Raw genomic sequence first — 24,074 nt, forward strand, 5'->3', positions numbered from 1 at the left:
CCCGTGCCCAGCTGCCGGACAACCGTGGCCCGGACCGGCCACTCGGGTGCGGACCGCCCGCGGGGGGTTCAGCCGCGCGGGGCGCGGGCGAGCTGCCGGGACTGCGCGACCAGGCGGTCCGCGCCGTCCCAGATCTCGCAGTCCTCCTCCAGCAGGCCGCCGGCCAGGTTGCGGGTGCTGAGCGCGACCCGCAGCGGGCCGGGCACCGGACGGGCCCGTACGTGCACGGTCAGCTCCAGCGTCGGCGTCCAGCCCTTCAGGCCCAGGTCGAACGAGGTCGGCGGCAGGGCGTCCACCGCGAGCAGCAGCGACAGCGGGTCGTGGTCCCGGCCGTCGGCCAGGCCCAGCCAGCCACGCACCCGGCCCAGACCCGAGGGGGCGCCGACCGCCCACCCGACGGTCGCCGGGTCGAGCCGCAGGTCCAGCCGCTCCAGGATCGCGGTGGACCCGCCCACCTGGCCTTCCGCCGGGGCGTCCGCCGAACCCAGGCAGTCCTCGTACGACGGCATCCGCGGCGGCTTCGCCGAGGTCCGTACGCCGTCGGGCAGCGCGGCCAGGTCGCAGTACCCGGCGATCACCCGGATCCGCTCGACCTCCCGGCCCTTGTCGTCGGTCTGGAACAGCGACGCCTGACCGGAGGACATGGTCCGCCCGGCCCGCACCGTCTGCGCGCGCACCACGGCGGGGCCGGGCCGGGAGGCGGTCAGGTAGTGCGCGGTGACCGTCAGCGGGTCGCGGTGCGGCAGGCTCCCGCTCAGCGCCCGCCCCAGCAGCGCCAGCAGGTATCCGCCGTTCACCGCCGACCCGATCGTCCATCCGGCCGACAGCTCGGCGTCGTAGACCCCCGCCTCCCCGGCCCGCGGCGCCACCGCCGTGGCCCGGTCGAACTCGCTGTCCCCGATGTCCGCGCGGGGCGATGCTGTTGCCATGCCGGTCATGTCACCCATCGGTAGTACCGCTGTGTCCACTGCCTTCGTGCCAACGCCGGGCGAACGCCCGGTCTTCCGTCCGCGACGAATGCGCGGCGCTGCGGGGGTGCCGGGACCGCCGGCAGGCCGCACGGACCGGCGCGGAGCCCGGCCCGGCCGGGCCGCGGGGCGGAAAAGGCGGGAGGCGGGGGAGAGCGGGCCTTAGGCTAGGGGGGTGAGCGAAATCCGGGAACAGGGAGCCGTACGGCCGCTGCGGGTGCTGGCGGCGATGAGTGGCGGGGTGGACTCCGCCGTGGCGGCGGCGCGCGCCGCCGAGGCCGGGCACGACGTGACGGGCGTGCACCTCGCGCTGTCGGCGAACCCGCAGAGCTTCCGCACGGGGGCCCGGGGCTGCTGCACCGTGGAGGACTCGCGCGACGCCCGCCGCGCGGCCGACGTCATCGGCATCCCCTTCTACGTGTGGGACCTCGCCGAGCGCTTCCGCGAGGACGTCGTCGACGACTTCGTCGCCGAGTACGCGGCCGGCCGCACCCCCAACCCCTGCCTGCGCTGCAACGAGAAGATCAAGTTCGCCGCGCTGCTGGACAAGGCCCTCGCCCTCGGCTTCGACGCCGTCTGTACCGGCCACTACGCCGCCGTCGTCACCAACCCCGACGGCACCCGCGAGCTGCACCGTGCCAGCGACGCCGCCAAGGACCAGTCCTACGTGCTCGGCGTGCTCGACGAGCGCCAGCTCGCGCACGCGATGTTCCCGCTGGGCGACACCCTGACCACCAAGGACGAGATCCGCGCCGAGGCCGAGCGCCGCGGCCTCGCGGTCGCCCGCAAGCCCGACAGCCACGACATCTGCTTCATCGCCGACGGCGACACCCAGGGCTTCCTCGCCAGGCACCTCGGCACCGCCGAGGGCGCCATCGTCGACCAGGACGGCGCCCGCGTCGGCACCCACAGCGGCGCGTACGGCTTCACCATCGGCCAGCGCAAGGGCCTGCGGCTCGGCGTCCCCGCGGACGACGGCAAGCCCCGCTACGTCCTGGACATCTCCCCGGTGGACAACACCGTCACCGTCGGCCCGGCCCAGGCGCTGGACGTCACCGCGCTCACCGCGATCCGCCCCCGCTGGTGCGGCACCCCGCCCGAGGGCCGGGCCGCGTACACCGCCCAGCTGCGCGCCCACGGCGAGGACGTACCGGTCACCGCCGAGCTGCTCGACGGCGAACTGCACGTCGCCTTCGCCGAGGCGGTCCGCGGCGTGGCCCCCGGCCAGGCGGTCGTGCTCTACGACGGCACCCGCGTGGTCGGTTCGGCCACGATCGCCACGACCGACCGCAAGACCCCGGTGGCCGTATGAACGTCTGCGTCTTCCTGTCCGCGGCCGACCTCGGCGAGCAGTACACGGTGGCCGCCCGGGAGTTCGGCAGACTGCTCGGCGAGGGCGGCCACACCCTGGTGTGGGGCGGCTCCGACACCGGGCTGATGAAGGTCCTCGCGGACGGCGCGCAGCAGGCCGGCGGCCGGCTCGTCGGGATCTCGGTGGAGTTCCTGCACCACCTGGCCAGGCCGGACACCGACGAGACGGTGATCGCCCGCGACCTCGCGCACCGCAAAGCCGAGCTGCTGCTGCGCTCCGACGCGATCGTGATCATGGTCGGCGGCACGGGCACCCTGGACGAGGCCACCGAGATCCTGGAACTGAAGAAGCACGGCCTGCACGGCAAACCGGTGGTCCTGCTCAACACCGCCGGCTTCTACGACGGACTCAAGCAGCAGTTCCGCAGGATGGAGGCCGAGGGCTTCCTGCCCGTGCCGCTGTCCGGACTCGTCCACTTCGCCGAGGACCCCCGGGCGGCGCTCGCCTATCTGACCGCATACCGGGCCGACCACCTCCAGGAGCGTGCGTGAGCGTCCGTCTCGTCACCGGGGCCGGGTCCGGGATCGGCGCGGCGGTGGCCCGCCGGCTGCTGGACCGCGGCGACGAGCTGTGGCTGCTCGCCCGGGACGCCGGCCGGGCCGCGCAGCTCGCCGAGCGCTTCCCCGGCGCGCGGACCCTGGTCGGCGACCTCGGCGAGCCGTCCCGGCTGTCCTGGGCGCTGGGCCTCCAGTCCCCGCCCGACCGGCTGGACTCGCTGCTGCACGTGGCGGGCGTGGTGGAACTCGGCCCGGTCGGCGACCTCACCCCGAAGGTCTGGCAGGAGACCCTCGCGGTGAACCTGGTCGGCCCGGCCGAGCTGACCCGGCTGCTGCTGCCGCAGCTGCGGCTGTCCCGCGGCCACGTGGTGATGGTCAACTCCGGCGCCGGTCTCTCCGCGAACGCCGCGTGGTCGGCGTACGCGGCCAGCAAGCACGGCCTGCGCGCCCTCGCCGACGCGCTGCGGGCCGAGGAGCACGGCAGCGGCGTACGGGTGACGACCGTCTACCCCGGCCGTACCGCCACGCCCATGCAGCAGAAGGTCCACCAGCAGGAGGGCAAGGCGTACGACGCGGACCGCTGGATCGACCCGGAATCCGTCGCGACGACCGTCCTGACCGCTCTGGACCTCCCGCGCGACGCGGAGATCACCGACCTGACGGTCCGCCCGGGGCGCTGAGCCCGTCCGCCGCCGAGCCGGGCGTCCCCGCCGCCGGTCCCGTCCGCCGGCGGACCGGCCGGGCGCGCCCGGCGCCGGTCCTGGGCGGGCCGCCGCGACGGCGGTGGCGCGGGCGGCGAGGCTCCGGCGGCGCGTCTCGTAGTCTTCCCGGGTGACCAACCAGAGCGAGTTCAAACTGCCCGAAGGTGCCGCGACCGGAGTGGGGTCCATGCCGGGGGGCGACGCCAGGGAGGCGGCGCGGGTGGCCGTGGAGGCCACCGGGACCTTCCCGTTCCTGCCGGAGCTGCCCGCGCGCGGACCCGGCGCGGACATGATCGGACGCACGCTGGGGATGCTGGTCGAGCTCTACGCCCGGGTGGAGCCCAGCGGCTGGCGGTTCGGCGACCGGCCGGGCCGGGACACCAAGCGGGCCAGGTCGTGGCTCGGGGAGGACCTGGACGCGCTGGAGGAGTTCACCCAGGGCTACCAGGGCCCGCTGAAGGTGCAGGCGGTCGGGCCGTGGACGCTGGCGGCCGGCGTCGAGACGAAGAGCGGCGAGGCGGCGCTGCGCGACCCGGGCGCCTGCCGCGACCTCGCCGGATCCCTCGCCGAGGGCATCGGCGTCCACTTGGAGGAGACCGCCCGGCGGGTGCCCGGCGCCCAACTGGTGCTGCAGCTGGACGAACCCTCGCTCACCGCCGTGCTGACCGGCCACGTCAGGACCGCCAGCGGCTACCGGACCTACCGGGCGGTGGACCGGGCCCGGGTGGAGAGCACGCTGCGGGACCTGATCACGGCGGTCGGCGTCCCGGTCGTGGTGCACTCCTGCGCGCCCGACGTCCCGTTCGCGCTGCTGCGCAGGGCCGGGGCGGCCGGCCTCTCCTTCGACTTCTCCTTGCTTACCGAACGTGACTGGGACGTGTTCGGGGAGGCGGCCGAGGGCGGCACCGCGCTGCTCGCCGGTGTCGTGCCGGGACTGGACGCCGAATTGTCGGACCCTGCCGGTAGCGTCAGCGGTGTTCGGGCGCTGTGGCGCAGGCTGGGGCTGGCACCGGGGGCGTTGGGGTCCTCGGTGGCCGTCACCCCGGCCTGCGGTCTGGCGGGGGCCTCACCGTCCTATGCCCGTGCCGCCCTGCTGCACTGCGCCAAGGCGGCACGCTCGCTCGTCGACGACCCTGAGTGACGCCTGACCGAGGAAGGACGCAATCGTGGCAGCCCTGGAGGACGCACAGCCCGCGGAGGTCCCCGCCGAGGCACGGGAGCAGCACGCCCGGCTGGCCGAGCAGGTCGAGGAGCACCGCTTCCGCTACTACGTCAGGGACGCGCCGGTCGTCAGCGACGGCGACTTCGACCGGCTGCTGCGCCGGCTGGAGGCGCTGGAGGACCGGTACCCGGCGCTGCGCACCCCCGACTCGCCCACCCAGAAGGTCGCCGGGGCGTACGAGACCGAGTTCACCGCCGTCCGGCACCGCGAGCGGCTGCTGTCCTTGGACAACGCCTTCACCGAGGAGGAACTGGCCACCTGGGCCGACCGGGTGGCCGGCGAGCTCGGCCCGCCGGACAACGACCACAGCCCGTACCACTTCCTGTGCGAGCTCAAGGTGGACGGCCTCGCGGTCAACCTCACCTATGAAAACGGCCGGCTGACCCGCGCCGCCACCCGCGGTGACGGCCGCACCGGCGAGGACATCACCCCCAACGTGCGCACCATCGCCGACATCCCCGACCGGCTGGCCGGCGACCGGGTGCCGGAGCTGGTCGAGGTCCGCGGCGAGGTCTACTTCCCCGGCGAGAAGTTCGAGGAGCTGAACGCGCGGCTGGTCGAGGGCGGCGACAAGCCGTTCGCCAACCCCCGCAACGCGGCGGCCGGCTCACTGCGGCAGAAGGACCCCAGGATCACCGCGGGCCGGCCGCTGCGGATGGTGGTGCACGGCCTCGGCGCCCGCCGGGGCTTCGCCATCGACTGCCAGTCGCACGCCTACGAGCTGCTGCGCGAGTGGGGGCTGCCCACCGCCCGCCACAACAAGGTGGCCGACTCGCTGGACGCCGTACGGGAGTTCATCGCCTACTACGGCGAGCACCGGCACGACGTCGAGCACGAGATCGACGGCGTGGTGGTCAAGGTCGACGAGATCCCGCTGCAGGGCCGGCTCGGCTCCACCTCCCGGGCGCCGCGCTGGGCCATCGCCTGGAAGTACCCGCCGGAGGAGGTCAACACCAAGCTGGTCGACATCCGGGTCGGCGTCGGCCGCACCGGCCGGGTCACCCCGTACGCGGTGGTCGAGCCGGTCACGGTGGCCGGCTCCGAGGTCGAGTTCGCCACCCTGCACAACCAGGAGGTCGTCAAGAGGAAGGGCGTCCTCATCGGCGACACCGTGGCGCTGCGCAAGGCCGGCGACGTGATCCCGGAGATCCTCGGCCCAATCGCCGACCTGCGGGACGGCGGCGAGCGGGAGTTCGTGATGCCCGCCGAGTGCCCCGAGTGCCACACCCCCCTCCAGCCGATGAAGGAGGGGGACGTCGACCTGCGCTGCCCCAACGCCCGCGCCTGCCCGGCCCAGTTGCGGGAGCGGATCTTCTACCTCGCCGGTCGTCGCAGCCTGGATATCGAGGCCCTCGGCTACGTCGCGGCGACCGCCCTCACCCAGCCGCTGGAGCCGCAGGAGCCGCCGCTCAGGGACGAGGGCGACCTGTTCGGCCTGGAGATCGGCGAACTGCTGCCCATCCGCTCCTACGTGCTGGACCAGGACACCGGCCTGCCCAAGCGCGACCCGGAGACCGGCGAGCCCAAGATCGTCACCTTCTTCGCCAACCAGAAGGGCGAGCCGAAGAAGAACGCGCTGGCCATGCTGGACAACATCCAAGCCGCCAGGCAGCGCCCGCTGGCCCGGGTCATCACCGGTCTGTCCATCCGCCACGTCGGCCCGGTCGCCGCCGAGGCGCTGGCCCGCGAGTTCCGCGACCTGGACCGGATCAGGGACGCCGAGGAGGCCGAGCTGGCCGCGGTCGACGGCGTGGGCGCCACCATCGCCGCCTCGGTCAAGCAGTGGTTCGCCGAGGACTGGCATCGGGAGATCATCGACAAGTGGCGGGCCGCGGGCGTCACGTTCACCGAGGAGGGCTCCGACGAGGGGCCGAGGCCGCTCGAGGGCCTCACGGTGGTGGTCACCGGAACGCTCACCGGGCATACCCGGGATGGCGCAAAAGAGGCGCTGGTCAGCCGCGGCGCGAAAGTCACCGCCGCGGTTTCCAAGAAAACGGACTTCGTGGTCGTCGGCGACAACCCCGGCTCCAAGTACGACAAGGCAGTGCAGCTGAAGGTGCCGGTCCTGGACGAGGACGGCTTCGGGGTACTTCTCGAACAAGGTGCCGAAGCGGCCCGGGAGCGGGCGGTGAATCCCCCGGAATCCGACGGCGAATCGGACTGAATAGCCCGCACATGTCACCCGATCGGCCCATATCCGAATACGTCGATCGCGCTGATCGCATTCGGGCAATGGCAGTGGATCGGTGCCCGGGACGGCGTCTTCCGGCCTACTGTTGAGAGGCGCGACTGCGGGAAACAACCTTGCAGCGGACCGGACGGTTCATCACCGCGGGCTCCGGCGCGGTGGACCGTATGCTTCGCCAGGCTGGGAGAGGGACGGCATGAAACCGACGGAGAGCGCCGGAGCGGCGCCGCTGACCGGCGGTCCGCCCGTGCCGGTGCTTCCGGCGGTGCCCAGGTCCCTCCTGCGGGTGGGGGTACCGGCGGTCGCCGCCGGCACCCTGACGGTCTGTGTCATCCGGATGCTGCACCAGGGCAGCGCGCTCTTCCCCGGCGGCACCGCCGGCTGGGCCTTCGCGGTGCTGACCGGCATCATCGTCGGCCACCTGGTGGCGATGGGCCGCGACCGCTGGTGGGGCGGCACCGGCTCCGGCGCCGCCCTCACCCTCGGCATGCTGCTGCTCTACGGCTGGGTACCGGCCGTCCTGGTCAGCCTCGCGGTGGTGATGCTGGTCGGCACCGCCCGCCGGCACCGGGGCCGGGAGGCCGCGCTGCACGCCGCCATCGACATCCTCGGCATCGGCGCGGGCGCGATCACCCTCGCGCTGTTCGGCGTGCACCCCTCGGTGGAGCACCCGTGGCTGCCCGCCGCCTGGTCGGTGTCCGCCGTCTTCTCCGTCACCGTCACCGCGCTGGCGTACCTGGCCGGCACCCGCGCCCTGCTGTGGTGGACGTTCGCACCGCACGGCGGCGGGCCGCCCACCGTGGCCCGCACCGCGCTGCTGCGGCAGGGCATGGTCGGCGGCGCCCTGCTCGGCATCTCCCCGCTGATCCTGGTCGTCGCCAGTGACAAACCGATTCTGCTGCCGCTGTTCTCGGTGCCGCTGATCGCGCTGGACTCCACCTTGTGGATCGCCCACGCCCGCGCCGAGGAGCAGCTGCGCGACCCGCTGACCGGCCTGCCCAACCGCCAGTGGCTGCTGGAGCGGACCTGGGGCGCGCTGGACAGCGCCCAGCGCGGCCAGGCCGCGCTCCCGCAGGCCGACGCCAGGGAACGGGTCGCGCTGATCCTCATCGACCTCGACAAGTTCCGGTCGGTCAACGACACCCTCGGCCACCTGGCCGGCGACCGGCTGCTCCTGCAGATCGCCGACCGGCTGCGGCTCGCCCTGCCGCGCGGTGCCGAGGCGGCCCGGCTCGGCGGCGACGAGTTCGCGGTGCTGCTGCCCAGCTGCGACTCGACCACCAGGGCCCAGCGGGTGGCCAGGGCCCTGGTGGTGGCGCTCGGCTCGCCGCTCAGCCTGGACGGCCTGACCCTGGAACTGGAGGCCAGCGCCGGGGTCGCGGTCTTCCCGGACCACGCGCTGGACGCCGAGGGGCTGCTGCGCCGCGCCGACGTGGCGATGTACCAGGCCAAGCGGGACCGCAGCGGCGTCGAGGTGTACGACGCGGCGCGCGACGCCAACACCCCCGACCGGCTGGGCCTGCTCGGCGACCTGCGGCGCGCGCTCGACACCGGCCAGGTCGAGCTGCACTACCAGCCCAAGGTCCGCTTCGACGGCCAGGTCGCCGGGCTGGAGGCGCTGGTCCGCTGGGAGCACCCGGAACGCGGCCGGGTCAACCCGGAGGAGTTCATCGGCATCGCCGAGACCTCCGGGCTGATGCCGCAGCTCACCGAGTACGTCCTGGAGACCGCGCTGGCCCAGATCGCCACATGGCGCCGGATGGGCCTGGAGGTGCCGGTCGCCGTCAACGTCTCGCCGCGCGACGTGCGCAGCCCCGGCTTCGCCGGCGCGGTCGCCGCCCGGCTGGCCCGCCACCAGGTGCCGCCCGGCGCGCTCCAGCTGGAGATCACCGAAACGGTCCTGCTGGAGGACCCGCAGCAGGCCGCCGACACGCTCAACGGTCTCACCGGCCACGGCGTCAAGATGTCGCTCGACGACTTCGGCACCGGCTACTCCTCGCTGGTGCACCTGCGGCGGCTGCCGGTCAGCGAACTCAAGATCGACCGCTCCTTCGTGGCCCGGCTGGTGGTGGACCAAGAGGACGCCGAGATCGTCCGCTGCACCATCGACCTCGCGCACTCCCTCGGCCTGCTGGTGGTCGCCGAGGGCGTCGAGGACGACGAGACCTGGGAGCGGCTGCGGGAGCTGCGCTGCGACGCCGTCCAGGGCTGGCTGGTCGCGGCCGCGATGCCCGCCGACGAGGCCACCGCGTGGCTGCGCGCCCGCGGCGAACGCGGCTGGCAGCGCCCCGCGGTCGCCGCCCCCGCGCTGCCCAGGGGAGAGCCCGAGCCCGAGCACTCCCCGGTCGCCGACCCCAGCTCCTCCGGCCGGGCCGCCGCCACCTGACGCCCGCCCCGAGCCCGGTCCCGGGCGTAACGCAGTGCGGGTCCGGCGGCGCCACCCCATAGGATTGGGGGCACCAACGACATCTCACCCCCCAGAGGATCGCAACGCATGCCTGGCATCACGCGCGAGGAGGTCGCCCACCTCGGACGGCTGGCCCGCCTTGAGCTGTCCGGCGAGGAGTTGGACCACTTCGCCCAGCAGCTCGACGACATCATCGGCGCGGTGGCCCGCGTGTCCGAGGTGGCCGGCGAGGACGTACCGCCGACCTCGCACCCGCTGCCGCTGACCAATGTGATGCGGCCGGACACCGTAAGGCCGTCGCTCACCCCGGACCAGGCGCTGTCGGGCGCGCCCGCGCAGGAGCAGCAGCGGTTCAAGGTGCCGCAGATCCTCGGGGAGGAGAGCTGACCGTGAGCGACATCATCAGGCTGACCGCCGCCCAGACCGCGGCGAGGATCGCGGCCGGCGAGCTGACCGCCGTCGAGGTCACCGAGGCCCACCTGGCCCGGATCGAGGCCGTCGACGAGAAGGTGCACGCCTTCCTGCACGTGGACCGGGAGGGCGCGCTCGCCCAGGCCCGCGCGGTGGACGCCAAGCGCGCGGCCGGCGAGCCGCTGGGCCCGCTGGCCGGGGTGCCGCTGGCGATGAAGGACATCTTCACCACCGAGGGCGTGCCGACCACCGTCGGCTCCAGGATCCTCGAAGGCTGGATCCCCCCGTACGACGCCACGGTCACCAAGAAGCTCAAGGCCGCCGACGTGGTGATCATCGGCAAGACCAACATGGACGAGTTCGCCATGGGCTCCTCCACCGAGAACAGCGCCTACGGCCCCACCGGCAACCCCTGGGACCTCACCCGGGTCCCCGGCGGCTCCGGCGGCGGCAGCGCCGCGGCCCTCGCCTCCTACCAGGCACCGCTGGCCCTCGGCACCGACACCGGCGGCTCCATCCGGCAGCCCGCCGCGGTCACCGCCACCGTCGGCGTCAAGCCCACCTACGGCGGGGTGTCCCGCTACGGCATGGTCGCCTTCTCTTCCTCGCTGGACCAGGGCGGGCCCTGCGCCCGCACGGTGCTGGACGCGGCGCTGCTGCACGAGGTGATCGCCGGCCACGACCCGATGGACTCCACCTCCATCGACGCCCCCGTGCCGCCGGTGGTCGAGGCCGCCCGCAGCGGTGACGTGACCGGCCTGCGGGTCGGCGTGGTCAAGGAGTTCGGCGGCGAGGGCTACCAGCCCGGCGTCGTCCAGCGCTTCAACGAGTCGGTGGAGCTGCTGCGCGGGCTGGGCGCCGAGATCGTCGAGCTGTCCTGCCCGTCCTTCACCTACGCGCTCGCCGCGTACTACCTGATCTCGCCGTCGGAGTGCTCCAGCAACCTGGCCCGCTTCGACGCCATGCGCTACGGCCTGCGGGTCGGCGACGACGGCACCAGGTCCGCGGAGGAGGTCACCGCGCTGACCCGCGAGGCCGGCTTCGGCCCCGAGGTCAAGCGCCGCATCATCCTCGGCACCTACGCGCTCAGCTCCGGCTACTACGACGCCTACTACGGCTCCGCGCAGAAGGTGCGCACCCTGATCACCCGGGACTTCGAGCGGGCCTTCGAGCGGGTCGACGTGATCGTGTCGCCGACCACCCCGACCACCGCCTTCCCGATCGGCGAGCGCGCCGACGACCCGATGGCGATGTACCTGGCCGACCTGTGCACCATTCCGACGAACCTCGCCGGCAACGCCGCCATGTCGCTGCCCTGCGGGCTGGCGCCGGAGGACGGTCTCCCGGTGGGTCTGCAGATCATCGCGCCCGCACTCAGGGACGATCGGCTCTACCGGGTCGGCGCCGCCGTCGAGGCCGCCTTCGTCGCGAAGTGGGGCCACCCGCTGCTTGAGGAGGCACCCCAGCTGTGAGCACCACCAAGAAAAGCACGGTCGCCAGGGCCAAGGGCTTCAAGAAGAGCCGCCCCGGCACGTACCTGGCCATCGGCACGTCGCTGTTCGGCGCCGTCGCCAACATCAGGCGGGCCAGGACGGCACGCGGCGAGAGCGACACGCTCAAGCTGGTCGACGCCGTGGTCAGCGCCGCCGCCGTCGCCACCGGGATTGCCCTGCTCGTCCGCGAACTGCGCCGGATGAACGACGACGACATCCTGACGGACTGAAGCCCGAGGACTGAGAGGTAAAGAGGACTGTGACCGTCACGGATCTGCTGTCCTACGAGGACGCGCTGGCGTCGTACGACCCGGTGATGGGCCTGGAGGTCCACGTCGAGCTCGGCACCAGGACCAAGATGTTCTGCGGCTGCTCCACCGAGCTGGGCGCCGAGCCCAACGCGCAGACCTGCCCGGTCTGCCTGGGCCTGCCCGGTTCGCTGCCGGTGGTCAACGAGGTCGGCGTGGAGTCGGCGATCAAGATCGGCCTCGCGCTGAACTGCGAGATCGCCGAGTGGTGCCGCTTCGCCCGGAAGAACTACTTCTACCCGGACATGCCGAAGAACTTCCAGACCTCGCAGTACGACGAACCGATCGCCTTCAACGGCTATCTGGACGTCCAGCTGGAGGACGGCGAGGTCTTCCGGGTGCTGATCGAACGCGCCCACATGGAGGAGGACACCGGCAAGTCCACCCACGTCGGCGGCGCGACCGGCCGGATCCACGGCGCCTCGCACTCGCTGCTGGACTACAACCGGGCCGGCATCCCGCTGATCGAGATCGTCACCAAGCCCATCGAGGGCGCCGGCGAGCGGGCACCCGAGGTCGCCAAGGCGTACGTCGCCGAGCTGCGCGAGCTGATCAAGGCGCTGGGCGTGTCCGAGGCCCGGATGGAGATGGGCCAGATGCGCTGCGACGTCAACCTGTCGCTGCGCCCGCACGGGCGGCAGAGGTTCGGCACCCGCAGCGAGACCAAGAACGTCAACTCGCTGCGCAGCGTGGAGCGCGCCGCCCGGTTCGAGATCCAGCGGCACGCCGCGGTGCTCTCCTCCGGCGGCACCATCGTGCAGGAGACCCGGCACTTCCACGAGGAGGACGGCTCCACCACCTCCGGCCGGATCAAGGAGGAGGCCGAGGACTACCGCTACTTCCCCGAGCCGGACCTGGTGCCGGTCGCCCCGGCCCGTGCCTGGGTGGAGAAGCTGCGAGCCACCCTGCCCGAGCTGCCGCGGCTGCGCCGCAAGCGGCTCCAGGACGACTGGGGCATCGCCGACCACGAGATGCAGTCGGTGCTCAACGCCGGCGCCCTCGACCTGATCCTGGCCACCATCGACGCCGGGGCGGACGCCGCCTCGGCCCGCAAGTGGTGGATGGGCGAGCTGGCCCGGTACGCCAACGAGAGCGGCACCGAACTGCCCGACGTGCCGATCACCCCGGCGCAGGTGGCCCGGGTCTCCGCGCTCGTCGCGGCCGGCGACCTCAACGACAAGCTGGCCCGCCAGGTCATCGAGGGCGTGCTGGCCGGCGAGGGCGAGCCGGACGACGTGGTCGACCGGCGCGGGCTGAAGGTCGTCTCCGACGACGGGGCGCTCGGCGCCGCCGTGGACCAGGCCATCGCGGCCAACGCGGCCGTCGCCGACAAGATCCGCGGCGGCAACCTCGCGGCGGCGGGCGCCCTGATCGGCGCGGTCATGAAGCTGACCCGCGGTCAGGCGGACGCCAGGCGGGTCCGCGAACTGGTGCTGGAGAAACTGGGCGTCCAGGGCTGAGGCGGCGCGCGCCCCCGCCACCTGTCCGTCATGCGGGCGGCGTACGGGCGGCGCGGGCCGGGCACATAGCCGCGAACCGCTCACGGCGCGGACTGACCGGGCGCCCCACGCCGCGGCCGGATCGCGTCCGCGAGGACGGCACCCCCTTCTTCCGGGGGTGCCGTCCTCGCGCGTACCCGACGCGCGTGGGCGCACCCTGTGGGCGACCGCACGAAACGGCCGAGCGGTCACATATCGCCGGTGCGGTGCGGTGCGGTGCGGTGCGGTGCGGTGCGGGCCGGTCCCGGTGACGTGGGCGGGCCCGCCGGGCCGTGCCGCTGAGGCGGCCGGAGCCCGGTCGGGCGCGGGCAGGGACGGCCGAGGCAAACCGCCTTCCCGTGCGGCGCCCGGGGCCGCACCCGGGCGCCGCCCCCCCAGGCGGATCGCCCCGGACCGGGTCAGGTCACCGAGACGCGCAGGATCCGGTCGTCGCCCTTCTTCGGGGTGCCGCGGTTGTCGGTGTTGCTGGTGGTGAGGAGCAGGGTGTGGTCGTCGAGGGCGGTCACGGTGCGCAGGCGGCCGTACGTCCCGGTGAAGAAGGACTGCGGGGCCGCCGCGGTGGCCGTGCCGTTCAGGGGGACGCGCCACAGGCGTTCGCCCTTGAGGGCCGCCATCCAGACGGAGCCGGCCGCGTAGGCGATGCCGCTGGGGGAGGCGTCGTCGGTGTGCCACTGGGCGACCGGGTCGACGTAGCCCGCGCGGTGGGCGATGCCCTCCACCACCGGCCAGCCGTAGTTCCTGCCGGGCTCGATCAGGTTCAGCTCGTCCCAGGTGTCCTGGCCGAACTCGGAGGCCCACAAGTGCCCCTGGGGGTCCCAGGCGAGACCCTGGACGTTGCGGTGCCCGGGGGAGTACACCAGCGAGCCGGGCACCGGATTGTCCTGGGGGACCTGGCCGTCGGGCGTCATCCGCAGGATCTTGCCGGCCGGCGACGTCATGTCCTGGGCGAGCCCGCGCTGCCCGGTCTCGCCGGTCCCGACGTACAGCATCCCGTCGGGTCCGAAGGCGATCCGGCCGCCGTTGTGCAGCGTGCCGGTCGGGATGTCCCGCAGAATCGTGTCGGGGGCGCCGAGCTGCTCGCCCTTCTGCCGCGAGGGGTCGTAGAGCATCCGGACGACGCGGTTGTCGGACTCGGTGCCGTAGTACGCGTAGACCTGGTGGTCGGACCCGTAGCCGGGGGAGACGGCCAGCCCGAGCAGCCCGTTCTCGCCGCCCTGGGTGTGGGTGACGCCGGGCACGCCGCCGATCTGCGTCACCGTGCCCTTGTCCATGTCCACCCGGGAGATCCGCCCGGTGTCCCGGGAGCCCACCAGCAGCGTGCCGTCCGGGAGCTGCACCAGGCCCCACGGGGTGTCGATGCCGGTCGCGACCGTGCCGGTGACCTTTGCCGTGCCCTTCGCGGGCGCCGCCGACGGGGTGGCGCCGGAGTCCGGGGCTGTGGGCGTGCCGGTGGCGCCGGTCGGGCCGGGCGCGCCCGGGGCGGCCGGCGGCGACGTCACCGACGGCGGGTGGATCGGCGAGGGGCCGGCCGAGCAGCCGGCCAGCAGCAGTACGGCGGCGGTGCCGGCGGCGGACGCCCCGAGCGCGGATCGGCGGCGGACGGTTCCCTTGACGGTGCTCACCGGTCCAGCACACCACACATCCGTCCGCCCCCGCGAGGCGTCCCCGGCCCTGCCGGTCCCTGCGGGACCCCGACGTACGGGACCCGGACCCGCGGGTCCGGACCCGCGCTCCCGGGCCCGTGCTCCCGGACCCGCGGACCGGGAGGCCGTGGGCCGCAGGCCCGGGGGCGCGCACACGGCCGGGAACGCGAGCCCCTCCCGGCCGGGGCGGCCGTCCTCTCAGTCCCACGACCCCCGCGCGGCCGGCAGCCGCGCGAGCTCCGCCAGGTCCGCCGCGCTCAGCGCCAGCCCCGCCGCCCCCGCGTTCTCCGCGCTCCAGCGGGCCGTCTTGGTGCCCGGCACCGGCACCACCCCGGGGCCCTGCGCCAGCGTCCACGCCAGCGCCACCTGCGCGGCCGTGGCCTCATGACGCTCCGCCACCCGGCGCAGGCCCGCCACGATCGGCTGGTTGGCGGCCATCATCTCCGCGGTGAAGCGCGGGTGCCGGGCCCGCAGGTCCTCCGGCTCGAAGCCGCCGCCTGGGGTCAGCGTGCCGGTCAGGAAACCGTTGCCGAGCGGCATCGCCGCCAGGAAGCCGACCCCGTGGGCCGCGCACCACGGCAGCAGCTCGTCCAGCGCCTCCGCGGCCCACAGCGAGAGCTCCGCCTGCACGCTGGAGACCGGGAACACCTGCTGGACGCGGGTCAGATGGCGGATCGTCTCGTCGTGCAGCGCGGCACCGGTCCTGCGGTTGCCGCGCGCGCCCACGGCGCACAGCCCGAGCGCGCGCACCTTGCCCGCCGCGACCAGCTCCGCCATCGCGCCCCACGTCTCCTCCACCGGCACCTCGGGGTCCACCCGGTGCAGCTGGTAGAGGTCGATGCGGTCGGTCTGCAGCCGCCGCAGGGAGGCGTCGCAGGCCCTGCGCACGTACCCGGGACGGCCGTTGGCCACGACGTGCTGCTCGCCGGCCAGCAGCCCGCACTTGGTGGCGACGAACGCCTCGGCCCGACGCTCCTTCAGCACCCGCCCGAGCAGCAGCTCGTTGGTGAACGGGCCGTACATGTCGGCGGTGTCCAGCAGCGTCGTCCCGTGGTCGAGCGCGGTGTGCACCGTTCGCAGCGACTCCTCGCCGTCCTGCCGCGAGGCGCTGTACGCCCAGCTCATGGGCATGCACCCGAGGCCGACCGCGCCCACCGCGAGCGCCGCCGCACCGACCGTCCTGCGCTCCACCCGTGTGACCTCCTTGCGCCGCCCCACTGTGCCATAGCCTCCTGACCATGACTGATTCAACCCAAGGCCGAAGCGTCCGCGCCGCCGGCACCGAGGACGGCCGGCCCGTGGTGTGGCTGTCGGTGCCGCCGGCCGAGGTCGGCGGACTGCCGGACGCCTTCCGCTACGTGTTCTGGGACGGCGAGGGCGATTTCCCCACCGACCCGGCCGAAGCCGTCTTCTACGTCGTCCCCTACCTGCGCGGTCCGGCCGAGGGCGCCCGGCCGCTGCCGGGGATGCGCGACGTCCGCGTCGTGCAGACGCTGAGCGCCGGCGTCGACCACATCCTGCCCCGGCTGGACCGGCTCCCGCCCGGCGTCAGCCTGTGCAACGCCCGCGGCGTGCACGAGGCCAGCACCGCCGAGCTCGCCCTGACCCTGATCCTCGCCTCGCTGCGCGGCGTCCCCCGGTTCGTGCGCGGGCAGGACGACGAGAAGTGGCACGCCGGCTTCTACCCGGCGCTCGCCGACCGCACGGTGCTGATCGTCGGCCACGGCTCGATCGGCGCGGCCGTCGAGGACCGGCTGACCCCCTTCGAGTGCGAGGTGGTCCGGGTCGCCCGCACCGCCAGGACCGGTCCGTACGGCCCGGTGCACGCCATCAACGAGCTGCCGGGCCTGCTGCCCGCCGCCGACGTGGTGGTGCTGACCACCCCGCTCACCGAGCAGACCCGGGGCCTGGCCGGCGCCGCCTTCCTGGCCGCGATGAAGGACGGCGCGCTGCTGGTCAACGTGGCCCGCGGGCCGGTGGTGGACACCGCGGCGCTGCTCGCCGAGACCGGGTCGGGGCGGCTGACCGCGGCGCTGGACGTCACCGACCCCGAGCCGCTGCCCGCCGGACACCCACTGTGGCACGCGCCCGGTGTGCTGATCAGCCCGCACGTCGGCGGCAGCACCTCGGCGTTCATGCCCCGGGCGCAGCGGCTGATCCGGGCCCAGCTGACCCGCTTCGCGGCCGGGGAGCCGCTGCTGAACGTGGTCGCCACCAGCGGGTGACCCGCCCGCCGGCCCCGTCCGACTGCACCCCGTGTGCACCCTTTCCCCTCCGGTTACACACAGTAGACAACCCCTATCGCTGAGTGACAATTCTGGTGTATCGTCCGTTTCCGGGGGCAGGCACGCGATGGCCGTGAGTATGCGGTTGTGGCGCTGTGGACGACGAGCAAGTAAAGGGGGGCGACGGGCGATGGGCCTCGCACACCTGACCACCACCCGACGGCCGGCCCGGCCGCGCCGACCGCATCGGAGTGCCCGGTGAGCGCCACCGGGGCCGGCACGGTGACCGCGGCCGCGGGCGGCGCCGGCGGCGTGGTGGCCGCCGCGGCGCCGGCGGCCGGCGCGCGTACCACCGGACTGCTTCCCCAACTCCTCGTCGCCATGCTCTGCGGCGGCTACACCACAGGCGCCTCCCTCGGCTGGGGCTCCGCCGAAGTCGCCGTGGTCATGGGCGACTTCGGACTGTCGGCCGCCTCGGCCACGGCCACCGTCTCGGCACTGCTCTACGCCCGCCGGGTGGCCGGCCCGCACCGCCCCGCCTGGCTGCTGTTCGCGTTCTCCTCCGCGATGCTCGCCCTCGGCAACGCCATCTGGGGCTGGTACGAGGTGGTGCTGCGCGAGCCCGTGCCGCGGACCTCCGCCGCCGACTTCTGCTTCCTGATGTTCGCCCCGCCCGCCGTCATCGGCCTGCTGGTGCTCGCCAAGCGGCCGGTGACCAGGGCCGGCTGGGTCTGCCTGGGACTGGACACCTGGCTGATCGGCGGCTCGCTGCTGACGCTGTCCTGGATCCTGGCGCTGGCCAACGCCGCCCGCTGGGACGGCCCGAGCACCGCGCGCACCGCGCTGTCGCTGGCCTACCCGCTGCTGGACATCGTGCTGGTCAGCATGGTCCTCGCGCTGCACTTCCGCCGCTCGGCGGTCAACCGGGCCGCGGTCAACACCGCGCTGGCGGCGCTGGCGCTGACCGTGCTGTGCGACGCGCTGTTCACCTCGCCGCTGCTGCGCGCCCACTACCGCTCCGGGCAGATCCTGGACGCGGGCTGGTTCGCCGGCGCGATACTGATGGCGCACGCACCCTGGGTCGGCAGCCGCCTCCAGCCGCAGCGGGGGCCCGACGGCCCCACCCGCACCTCGGCCGGCGCGCTCACCGCCCTCACCCCCTACCTGGCCGCCGCGGTCTGCACCCTCGGCATCCTCTACAACGTGATCAAGGGCCAGAAGTGCGACCGCGTGGTCCTGGTCACCGGGGCCACCGTGGTGCTCGCGCTGGTGGTCCGGCAGGGCATCATGCTGCTCGACAACATCTCCCTCACCCAGGAACTCGCGCAGAAGGAGAACCACTTCCGCTCCCTGGTACAGGGCTCCAGCGACGTCATCATGATCGCCGCCCCCACCGGAGTGCTGCGGTACGTCAGCCCCGCCGCGCAGGGCGTCTACGGTCGCGATCCGGAGGAGCTGGTCGGCACCGAGCTGGCCGCTCACATCCATCCCGACGACCTCGGCCGGGTGCTGCACGAGGTACGCCGGTTCCTGGCCGCCACACCCAGCGAGGAGCCCGCCACCCGGATCGAGTGCCGGATCCGCTCCGGCCGCGGGCCGCGTGACGGCGCCGCCGGCCGCCACCCGGCCCGGGACGAGTGGCTGCACGTGGAGTCCAGCGTCAACCGCTACCAGGGCGGTCTGATCTTCAACAGCCGGGACGTCACCGAGCGCGTCAGGCTCCAGGCCCAGCTCCAGCACAACGCCTCCCACGACCCGCTCACCGACCTGCCCAACCGGGCGCTGTTCACCGAACGCCTCGCTCGGGCACTGGAGGGCCGCCGGGCCGGCCACGGCCAAACCGCGGTGCTCTACGTCGACCTCGACGGCTTCAAGGCGGTCAACGACACCGCGGGTCACCAGGCGGGCGACGACCTGCTGGTCCGCGCCGCCCGCCGGCTCCAGGACGCGCTGCGGGTCGGCGACAGCGCCGCCCGGCTCGGCGGCGACGAGTTCGCCGCCCTGATCACCGGACCCGGACCCGGCGACCAGGGCGGCGCCCCCGGCCTGCGCGAGAGCCAGATCCGGGAGATCGCCGACCGGCTGCGGGCGGCGCTGTCCGCCCCGTACCCGCTGGAGGGCGGCGAGGTCCGGGTCGGCGCCAGCGTCGGCATCGCCTTCGCCGAGCCCGGCGCCACCCCCAGCGAGGTGATGCGCAACGCGGACCTGGCGATGTACCGGGCCAAGCAGTCGGGCAAGGGCCAGGTCGCGCTGTACGCACCGCACATGCAGGCCGACGTGGTGCGCCGCACCGAACTCGCCGGACGGATGCCCCGGGCACTGCACGACGGAGAGTTCACCCTGCTGCACCAGCCGGTGGTCGAACTGTCCGGCGGGCGGATCACCGGCGTCGAGGCGCACGCCCGTTGGCGTTCCTCACAGGGCATCCTCTTCAGCCCCGCCGAGTTCCCGCGGGCCGGGGAGGATCCGGACCGGAGCTTAGACGTGGGGCGGTGGGTACTGGAGCAGGCGGTGGAGCAGGCCGCGCTCCGGTACGACGCGGGCCACCGGATCCCCGTCACCGTACGGCTGTCCCCGCGCCGGGTCCCGGAGGGCAACGTCGAGCGGCTGCTGGACCGGCACGAGCTGCCGCCCGGCGGGCTGATCCTGGAGCTGTCCGGCGGCGACCCGCACCTGCCCCCCGACGAACTGGAGCGCCGGCTGAACGCCCTGCGCCGCCTCGGCGTACGGATCGCGCTCGGCGGCTTCGGCAGCGGTTTCGGCGCCCTGGGGGCGCTGCGCACCCTGCCGGTGGACGTGGTGAAACTCGACCGCGCCTTCACCGACGGCCTGGTCGAGTCGGCTCGGCTGCACAAGATCACCGGTGGGCTGCTGCGGATCGCCGCCGACCTCGGCATCCGCACCGTCGCCGAGGGCGTGGACCGCCCGGAGCAGGTCCAGACACTGCGCGAGATGGGCTGCGCGCACGGCCTCGGCATGGCCTTCGCCGGACCGCTCGACGAGCACCGGCTGCGTGGTTCGCTGACCCGCGGCCGCTACCCCGTACCCCGGGAAACACCACGTGAACAGGTCACATCCCGGGCCCTGCCACCACCCACGAGACGCTCGAATGCTGAGACGCCGGTCCCACCGGCTTGACACCCGACAGGGGACGGGAGGAAGGTCAAGGCCATGCGCACCCGTATTCTCGTACTTGGAAAGCGCGTCGGCTGACCGAGGCCGCACAGCCTCGCACCCCACCGGCGCGCTCCCCTCGCTTGCCTCACGGCACGAGGGGTTTTTTGTTGCCCGCACCACCCCGCACCGCATCACCTCCACACCACCCCGCCTCCGTACCACCCCAGCAGCGCCCCCCGGGAGCCGCTGCGAGCACGCCCTCTCAGCACCCTCATCTTCGAGAGAAGAGAACGCAGATGACCGAGCAGGCCACCGGGTCCCACCATCCGCAGCCGCGGGCCCGCAGCGCGGCGCCCGCCGCTCCCGCCGAGCGCATGACGGGCGCCCAGTCCCTCATCCGCTCTCTCGAGGCGGTCGGCGCCGACACGGTGTTCGGCATCCCCGGCGGCGCGATCCTGCCCGCCTACGACCCGCTGATGGACTCGGTCAAGGTCCGGCACGTGCTGGTCCGCCACGAGCAGGGCGCCGGCCATGCCGCGACCGGCTACGCGCAGGCCACCGGCCGGGTCGGCGTCTGCATGGCCACCTCGGGGCCCGGCGCCACCAACCTGGTGACGCCGATCGCCGACGCCCACATGGACTCGGTGCCGATCGTCGCCATCACCGGCCAGGTCGCCTCCAAGGCCATCGGCACCGACGCCTTCCAGGAGGCGGACATCTGCGGCATCACCATGCCGATCACCAAGCACAACTTCCTGGTCACCGACGCGGCCGAGATCCCGAAAACCATCGCCGAGGCGTTCCACATCGCCGCCACCGGCCGCCCCGGCCCGGTCCTGGTGGACATCGCCAAGGACGCGCTGCAGAACGAGACCACCTTCTCCTGGCCGCCGCAGCAGGACCTGCCCGGCTACCGCCCGGTGACCAAGCCGCACGCCAAGCAGATCCGGGAGGCCGCCCGGCTGCTCAACGAGGCCAGGCGCCCGGTGCTCTACGTCGGCGGCGGCGTGCTCAAGGCCCGCGCCACCGGTGAGCTGCGGATCCTCGCCGAGCTGACCGGCGCCCCCGTCACCACCACGCTGATGGCCCTGGGCGCCTTCCCCGACAGCCACCCGCAGCACCTCGGCATGCCCGGCATGCACGGCGACGTGGCCGCGGTCACCGCGCTGCAGAAGGCCGACCTGATCATCGCGCTCGGCGCCCGCTTCGACGACCGCGTCACCGGCCGGCTGGACACCTTCGCGCCGCACGCCAAGATCGTGCACGCCGACATCGACCCGGCCGAGATCTCCAAGAACCGCACCGCCGACGTGCCGATCGTCGGCGACGCCCGCGAGGTCCTCGCCGACCTGATCGTCGCCGTCCAGGCCGACCACGAGGCCGGCCACAAGGGTGACTACAGCGGCTGGTGGGAGCACCTGAACTTCTGGCGGAACACCTACCCGCTCGGCTACGACCTGCCCGAGGACGGCAGCCTCTCCCCGCAGCAGGTCATCGAGCGGATCGGGCAGCTCGCCCCGGAGAACACCCTGTTCGCCGCCGGGGTCGGCCAGCACCAGATGTGGGCCGCCCAGTTCATCAAGTACGAGAGGCCCGCCACCTGGTTCAACTCCGGCGGCGCCGGCACCATGGGCTACGCGGTCCCGGCCGCGATGGGCGCCAAGGCCGGCATGCCCGACGCCACCGTGTGGGCCATCGACGGCGACGGCTGCTTCCAGATGACCAACCAGGAACTGGCCACCTGCGCGCTGAACAACATCCCGATCAAGGTCGCCATCATCAACAACGGCGCCCTGGGCATGGTCCGCCAGTGGCAGCACCTCTTCTACGGCGAGCGCTTCTCCAACACCGTGCTGCACTCCGGTGCCGAGGCTGTCCCCGGCTCCACCCAGGGCGTCGGCTCCATCAAGAACCGCGGCACCCGGGTCCCGGACTTCGTCAAGCTGTCGGAGGCGATGGGCTGCGTCGGACTGCGCTGCGAGAGCCCGGACGAGCTGGACGCGGTCATCGCCAAGGCCAACTCCATCAACGACCGCCCGGTCGTCGTCGACTTCATCGTCCACGAGGACGCCATGGTGTGGCCGATGGTCGCGGCCGGCACCTCCAACGACGAGATCATGGCCGCGCGCGACGTCCGCCCGGACTTCAGCGACGGCCTGGCCGACTGAGCGAGCGCGAGAGAAGGAACCCCTGCCCATGTCCAAGCACACGCTCTCAGTCCTGGTGGAGAACAAGCCCGGCGTCCTGGCCCGGATCACCGCCCTGTTCTCCCGGCGCGGCTTCAACATCGACTCGCTCGCGGTCGGCACCACCGAGCACCCCGAGATCTCCCGCATCACGATCGTCGTCAACGTCATCGACGAACTGCCGCTGGAGCAGGTCACCAAACAGCTCAACAAGCTGGTCAACGTGCTGAAGATCGTCGAGCTCGACCCGGCGGCGGCGATCGCGCGTGAACTCGTTCTGGTGAAGGTGCGGGCCGACAACGAGACCCGCTCCCAGATCGTGGAAATCGTCCAGCTCTTCCGCGCCAAGACCGTGGACGTCTCGCCGGAAGCCGTCACCATCGAGGCGACCGGCGGCGCGGACAAGCTGGAGGCCATGCTCAAGATGCTGGAACCCTTCGGCATCAAGGAGCTGGTGCAGTCCGGCACCATCGCGGTCGGCCGCGGCGCCCGCTCCATCACCGACCGCTCGCTGCGCGCGCTCGACCGGTCCGCGTAACCCGCGGGGCCGCTCGCGCCCGATCCGCATCGCGAGACCCCGAAACCACCCTCCGCCCGACCGTCGTACGGTGGGCCGTAAAACCCGATCCGAGGAGAGACCCGAAGTGGCCGAGCTGTTCTACGACGACGACGCCGACCTGTCCATCATCCAGGGCCGCAAGGTCGCGGTCATCGGCTACGGCAGCCAGGGCCACGCCCACGCGCTGTCGCTGCGCGACTCCGGTGTCGACGTGCGCGTCGGCCTGCACGAAGGCTCCACGTCCAAGGCCACGGCCGAGGAGCAGGGCCTGCGCGTGCTGCCGGTCGCCGAGGCCGCCGCCGAGGCCGACGTGATCATGATCCTGGTGCCGGACCCGATCCAGGCCCGCGTCTACGAGGAGTCCATCAAGGACAACCTCAAGGACGGCGACGCCGTCTTCTTCGGCCATGGCCTGAACATCCGCTACGGCTTCATCAAGCCGCCGGCCGGCGTGGACGTCTGCATGGTCGCCCCGAAGGGCCCCGGCCACCTGGTGCGCCGCCAGTACGAGGAAGGCCGTGGCGTGCCCTGCATCGCGGCCGTCGAGCAGGACGCCACCGGCAAGGCGTTCGAGCTGACCCTGTCGTATGCCAAGGGCATCGGCGGCACCCGGGCCGGCGTCATCAAGACCACCTTCACCGAGGAGACCGAGACCGACCTCTTCGGTGAGCAGGCCGTGCTCTGCGGCGGTACCTCGGCGCTGGTCAAGGCCGGCTTCGAGACCCTGGTCGAGGCCGGCTACCAGCCGGAGATCGCGTACTTCGAGTGCCTGCACGAGCTCAAGCTCATCGTGGACCTGATGTACGAGGGCGGCCTGGAGAAGATGCGCTGGTCGGTCTCGGAGACCGCCGAGTGGGGCGACTACATCTCCGGCCCCCGGATCATCAACGACGGCACCAAGGCCGAGATGAAGAAGATCCTCGGCGAGATCCAGGACGGCACCTTCGCCAACAACTGGATCGCCGAGTACAACGCCGGCCTGCCCAAGTACAACGAGTACAAGAAGGCCGACGAGAACCACCTGCTGGAGACCACCGGCCGCAAGCTCCGCAAGCTGATGAGCTGGGTGGACGAAGAGGCGTAACCCCGCCGCGGGACGCGCCGCCCCCACCGGGGCGGCGTCCCCCCGGAGCTCGCCCACGGGCGTCGCTTCGTACGAGTCTCCGAAGGCGGAGAGCCGGCGGCTTTGTACGAAGCGACGCAACCCCTCCGGGTGATCCTTCCATTTCGGCGAAGGCGCGGATGTGGCCCGTCGATACACTGCCTTAACAAGCGCGT

18 protein-coding genes are annotated in these 24,074 nt (G+C 73.1%); 15 read left to right on the top strand and 3 right to left on the bottom strand.

Features of this window, described 5'->3' with window-relative positions; all coding sequences use genetic code 11:
• Window positions 1-68: 68 nt before the first annotated feature.
• Window positions 69-938: a thioesterase family protein gene (locus RLT57_RS23505; RefSeq protein WP_311299262.1), complete on the bottom strand. Its 870-nt coding sequence runs from the start codon at window positions 936-938 to the stop codon at window positions 69-71.
• Between the two features lie 205 nt (window positions 939-1,143).
• Between RLT57_RS23505 and mnmA the strand changes: the two genes are divergently transcribed.
• From mnmA to gatB, 10 genes are all read left to right on the top strand, one after another.
• Complete coding sequence (mnmA, locus tag RLT57_RS23510) at window positions 1,144-2,280, top strand: tRNA 2-thiouridine(34) synthase MnmA (RefSeq protein ID WP_311299263.1); 1,137 nt, start codon at window positions 1,144-1,146, stop codon at window positions 2,278-2,280.
• Window positions 2,277-2,831 (top strand): TIGR00730 family Rossman fold protein, encoded by a 555-nt coding sequence (locus tag RLT57_RS23515; protein WP_311299264.1) that lies wholly within the window; start codon window positions 2,277-2,279, stop codon window positions 2,829-2,831. Before mnmA ends, RLT57_RS23515 begins: the two co-directional genes overlap by 4 nt.
• A complete protein-coding gene (locus RLT57_RS23520; protein ID WP_311299265.1) occupies window positions 2,828-3,517 on the top strand; it encodes an SDR family oxidoreductase in 690 nt (229 codons plus the stop codon). The genes RLT57_RS23515 and RLT57_RS23520 overlap by 4 nt, the downstream gene beginning before the upstream one ends.
• A gap of 208 nt (window positions 3,518-3,725) precedes the next feature.
• Window positions 3,726-4,679, top strand: a complete 954-nt coding sequence (locus RLT57_RS23525) for a methionine synthase (RefSeq protein WP_399129915.1) — start codon at window positions 3,726-3,728, stop codon at window positions 4,677-4,679.
• 25 nt (window positions 4,680-4,704) lie between these two features.
• Window positions 4,705-6,924, top strand: a complete 2,220-nt coding sequence (gene ligA, locus RLT57_RS23530) for an NAD-dependent DNA ligase LigA (RefSeq protein WP_311299267.1) — start codon at window positions 4,705-4,707, stop codon at window positions 6,922-6,924.
• A 220-nt stretch (window positions 6,925-7,144) separates the two neighbouring features.
• Window positions 7,145-9,334 carry a putative bifunctional diguanylate cyclase/phosphodiesterase gene (locus RLT57_RS23535; RefSeq protein ID WP_311299268.1) on the top strand — a complete coding sequence of 730 codons (2,190 nt, stop codon included), beginning with the start codon at window positions 7,145-7,147 and terminating at the stop codon, window positions 9,332-9,334.
• 108 nt (window positions 9,335-9,442) lie between these two features.
• Entirely contained in the window at window positions 9,443-9,742 is a 300-nt protein-coding gene (gene gatC / locus RLT57_RS23540) for an Asp-tRNA(Asn)/Glu-tRNA(Gln) amidotransferase subunit GatC (protein WP_311299269.1), read from the top strand.
• Between the two features lie 2 nt (window positions 9,743-9,744).
• Window positions 9,745-11,238: an Asp-tRNA(Asn)/Glu-tRNA(Gln) amidotransferase subunit GatA gene (gene gatA / locus RLT57_RS23545; protein WP_399129236.1), complete on the top strand. Its 1,494-nt coding sequence runs from the start codon at window positions 9,745-9,747 to the stop codon at window positions 11,236-11,238.
• On the top strand, window positions 11,235-11,489 hold the full coding sequence (locus RLT57_RS23550) for a hypothetical protein (RefSeq protein WP_311299270.1): 255 nt from the start codon (window positions 11,235-11,237) through the stop codon (window positions 11,487-11,489). Before gatA ends, RLT57_RS23550 begins: the two co-directional genes overlap by 4 nt.
• 29 nt (window positions 11,490-11,518) lie before the next feature.
• Entirely contained in the window at window positions 11,519-13,027 is a 1,509-nt protein-coding gene (gene gatB / locus RLT57_RS23555) for an Asp-tRNA(Asn)/Glu-tRNA(Gln) amidotransferase subunit GatB (protein ID WP_311299271.1), read from the top strand.
• Between the two features lie 437 nt (window positions 13,028-13,464).
• Here gatB and RLT57_RS23560 read toward each other — a convergent pair whose 3' ends face one another.
• Window positions 13,465-14,688 (bottom strand): PQQ-dependent sugar dehydrogenase, encoded by a 1,224-nt coding sequence (locus tag RLT57_RS23560; RefSeq protein ID WP_311299272.1) that lies wholly within the window; start codon window positions 14,686-14,688, stop codon window positions 13,465-13,467.
• A 219-nt stretch (window positions 14,689-14,907) separates the two neighbouring features.
• The gene (locus tag RLT57_RS23565; protein ID WP_311299273.1) at window positions 14,908-15,900 is read right to left on the bottom strand and encodes an aldo/keto reductase; all 993 of its coding nucleotides are present in this window, start codon (window positions 15,898-15,900) and stop codon (window positions 14,908-14,910) included.
• A 110-nt stretch (window positions 15,901-16,010) separates the two neighbouring features.
• Here RLT57_RS23565 and RLT57_RS23570 point away from each other — a divergent pair, with 110 nt between their 5' ends.
• The 5 genes from RLT57_RS23570 to ilvC all read left to right on the top strand — a co-directional run bounded on the left by RLT57_RS23570 (window position 16,011) and on the right by ilvC (window position 23,880).
• Window positions 16,011-16,934: a 2-hydroxyacid dehydrogenase gene (locus tag RLT57_RS23570; RefSeq protein ID WP_311300830.1), complete on the top strand. Its 924-nt coding sequence runs from the start codon at window positions 16,011-16,013 to the stop codon at window positions 16,932-16,934.
• Between the two features lie 258 nt (window positions 16,935-17,192).
• Window positions 17,193-20,072: a putative bifunctional diguanylate cyclase/phosphodiesterase gene (locus tag RLT57_RS23575; RefSeq protein WP_399129239.1), complete on the top strand. Its 2,880-nt coding sequence runs from the start codon at window positions 17,193-17,195 to the stop codon at window positions 20,070-20,072.
• A gap of 275 nt (window positions 20,073-20,347) precedes the next feature.
• Window positions 20,348-22,219: an acetolactate synthase large subunit gene (locus RLT57_RS23580; protein WP_311299274.1), complete on the top strand. Its 1,872-nt coding sequence runs from the start codon at window positions 20,348-20,350 to the stop codon at window positions 22,217-22,219.
• Window positions 22,220-22,247: 28 nt separating this feature from the next.
• Window positions 22,248-22,775, top strand: a complete 528-nt coding sequence (ilvN, locus tag RLT57_RS23585) for an acetolactate synthase small subunit (protein ID WP_311299275.1) — start codon at window positions 22,248-22,250, stop codon at window positions 22,773-22,775.
• Between the two features lie 106 nt (window positions 22,776-22,881).
• Window positions 22,882-23,880 (top strand): ketol-acid reductoisomerase, encoded by a 999-nt coding sequence (ilvC, locus tag RLT57_RS23590; protein WP_311299276.1) that lies wholly within the window; start codon window positions 22,882-22,884, stop codon window positions 23,878-23,880.
• Window positions 23,881-24,074: the final 194 nt, after the last annotated feature.

It is taken from the genome of Streptomyces sp. ITFR-21, from assembly GCF_031844685.1.
In the GTDB taxonomy this organism is placed as follows: Bacteria; Actinomycetota; Actinomycetes; order Streptomycetales; family Streptomycetaceae; genus Actinacidiphila.

Coding starts and splice junctions, on each gene's coding strand:
- RLT57_RS23505 (WP_311299262.1), bottom strand. CDS start 938: ATGACCGGCATGGCAACAGCATCGCCCCGCGCGGACATCGGGGACAGC.
- RLT57_RS23515 (WP_311299264.1), top strand. CDS start 2,277: ATGAACGTCTGCGTCTTCCTGTCCGCGGCCGACCTCGGCGAGCAGTAC.
- RLT57_RS23525 (WP_399129915.1), top strand. CDS start 3,726: ATGCCGGGGGGCGACGCCAGGGAGGCGGCGCGGGTGGCCGTGGAGGCC.
- RLT57_RS23535 (WP_311299268.1), top strand. CDS start 7,145: ATGAAACCGACGGAGAGCGCCGGAGCGGCGCCGCTGACCGGCGGTCCG.
- gatC (WP_311299269.1), top strand. CDS start 9,443: ATGCCTGGCATCACGCGCGAGGAGGTCGCCCACCTCGGACGGCTGGCC.
- RLT57_RS23580 (WP_311299274.1), top strand. CDS start 20,348: ATGACCGAGCAGGCCACCGGGTCCCACCATCCGCAGCCGCGGGCCCGC.
- ilvN (WP_311299275.1), top strand. CDS start 22,248: ATGTCCAAGCACACGCTCTCAGTCCTGGTGGAGAACAAGCCCGGCGTC.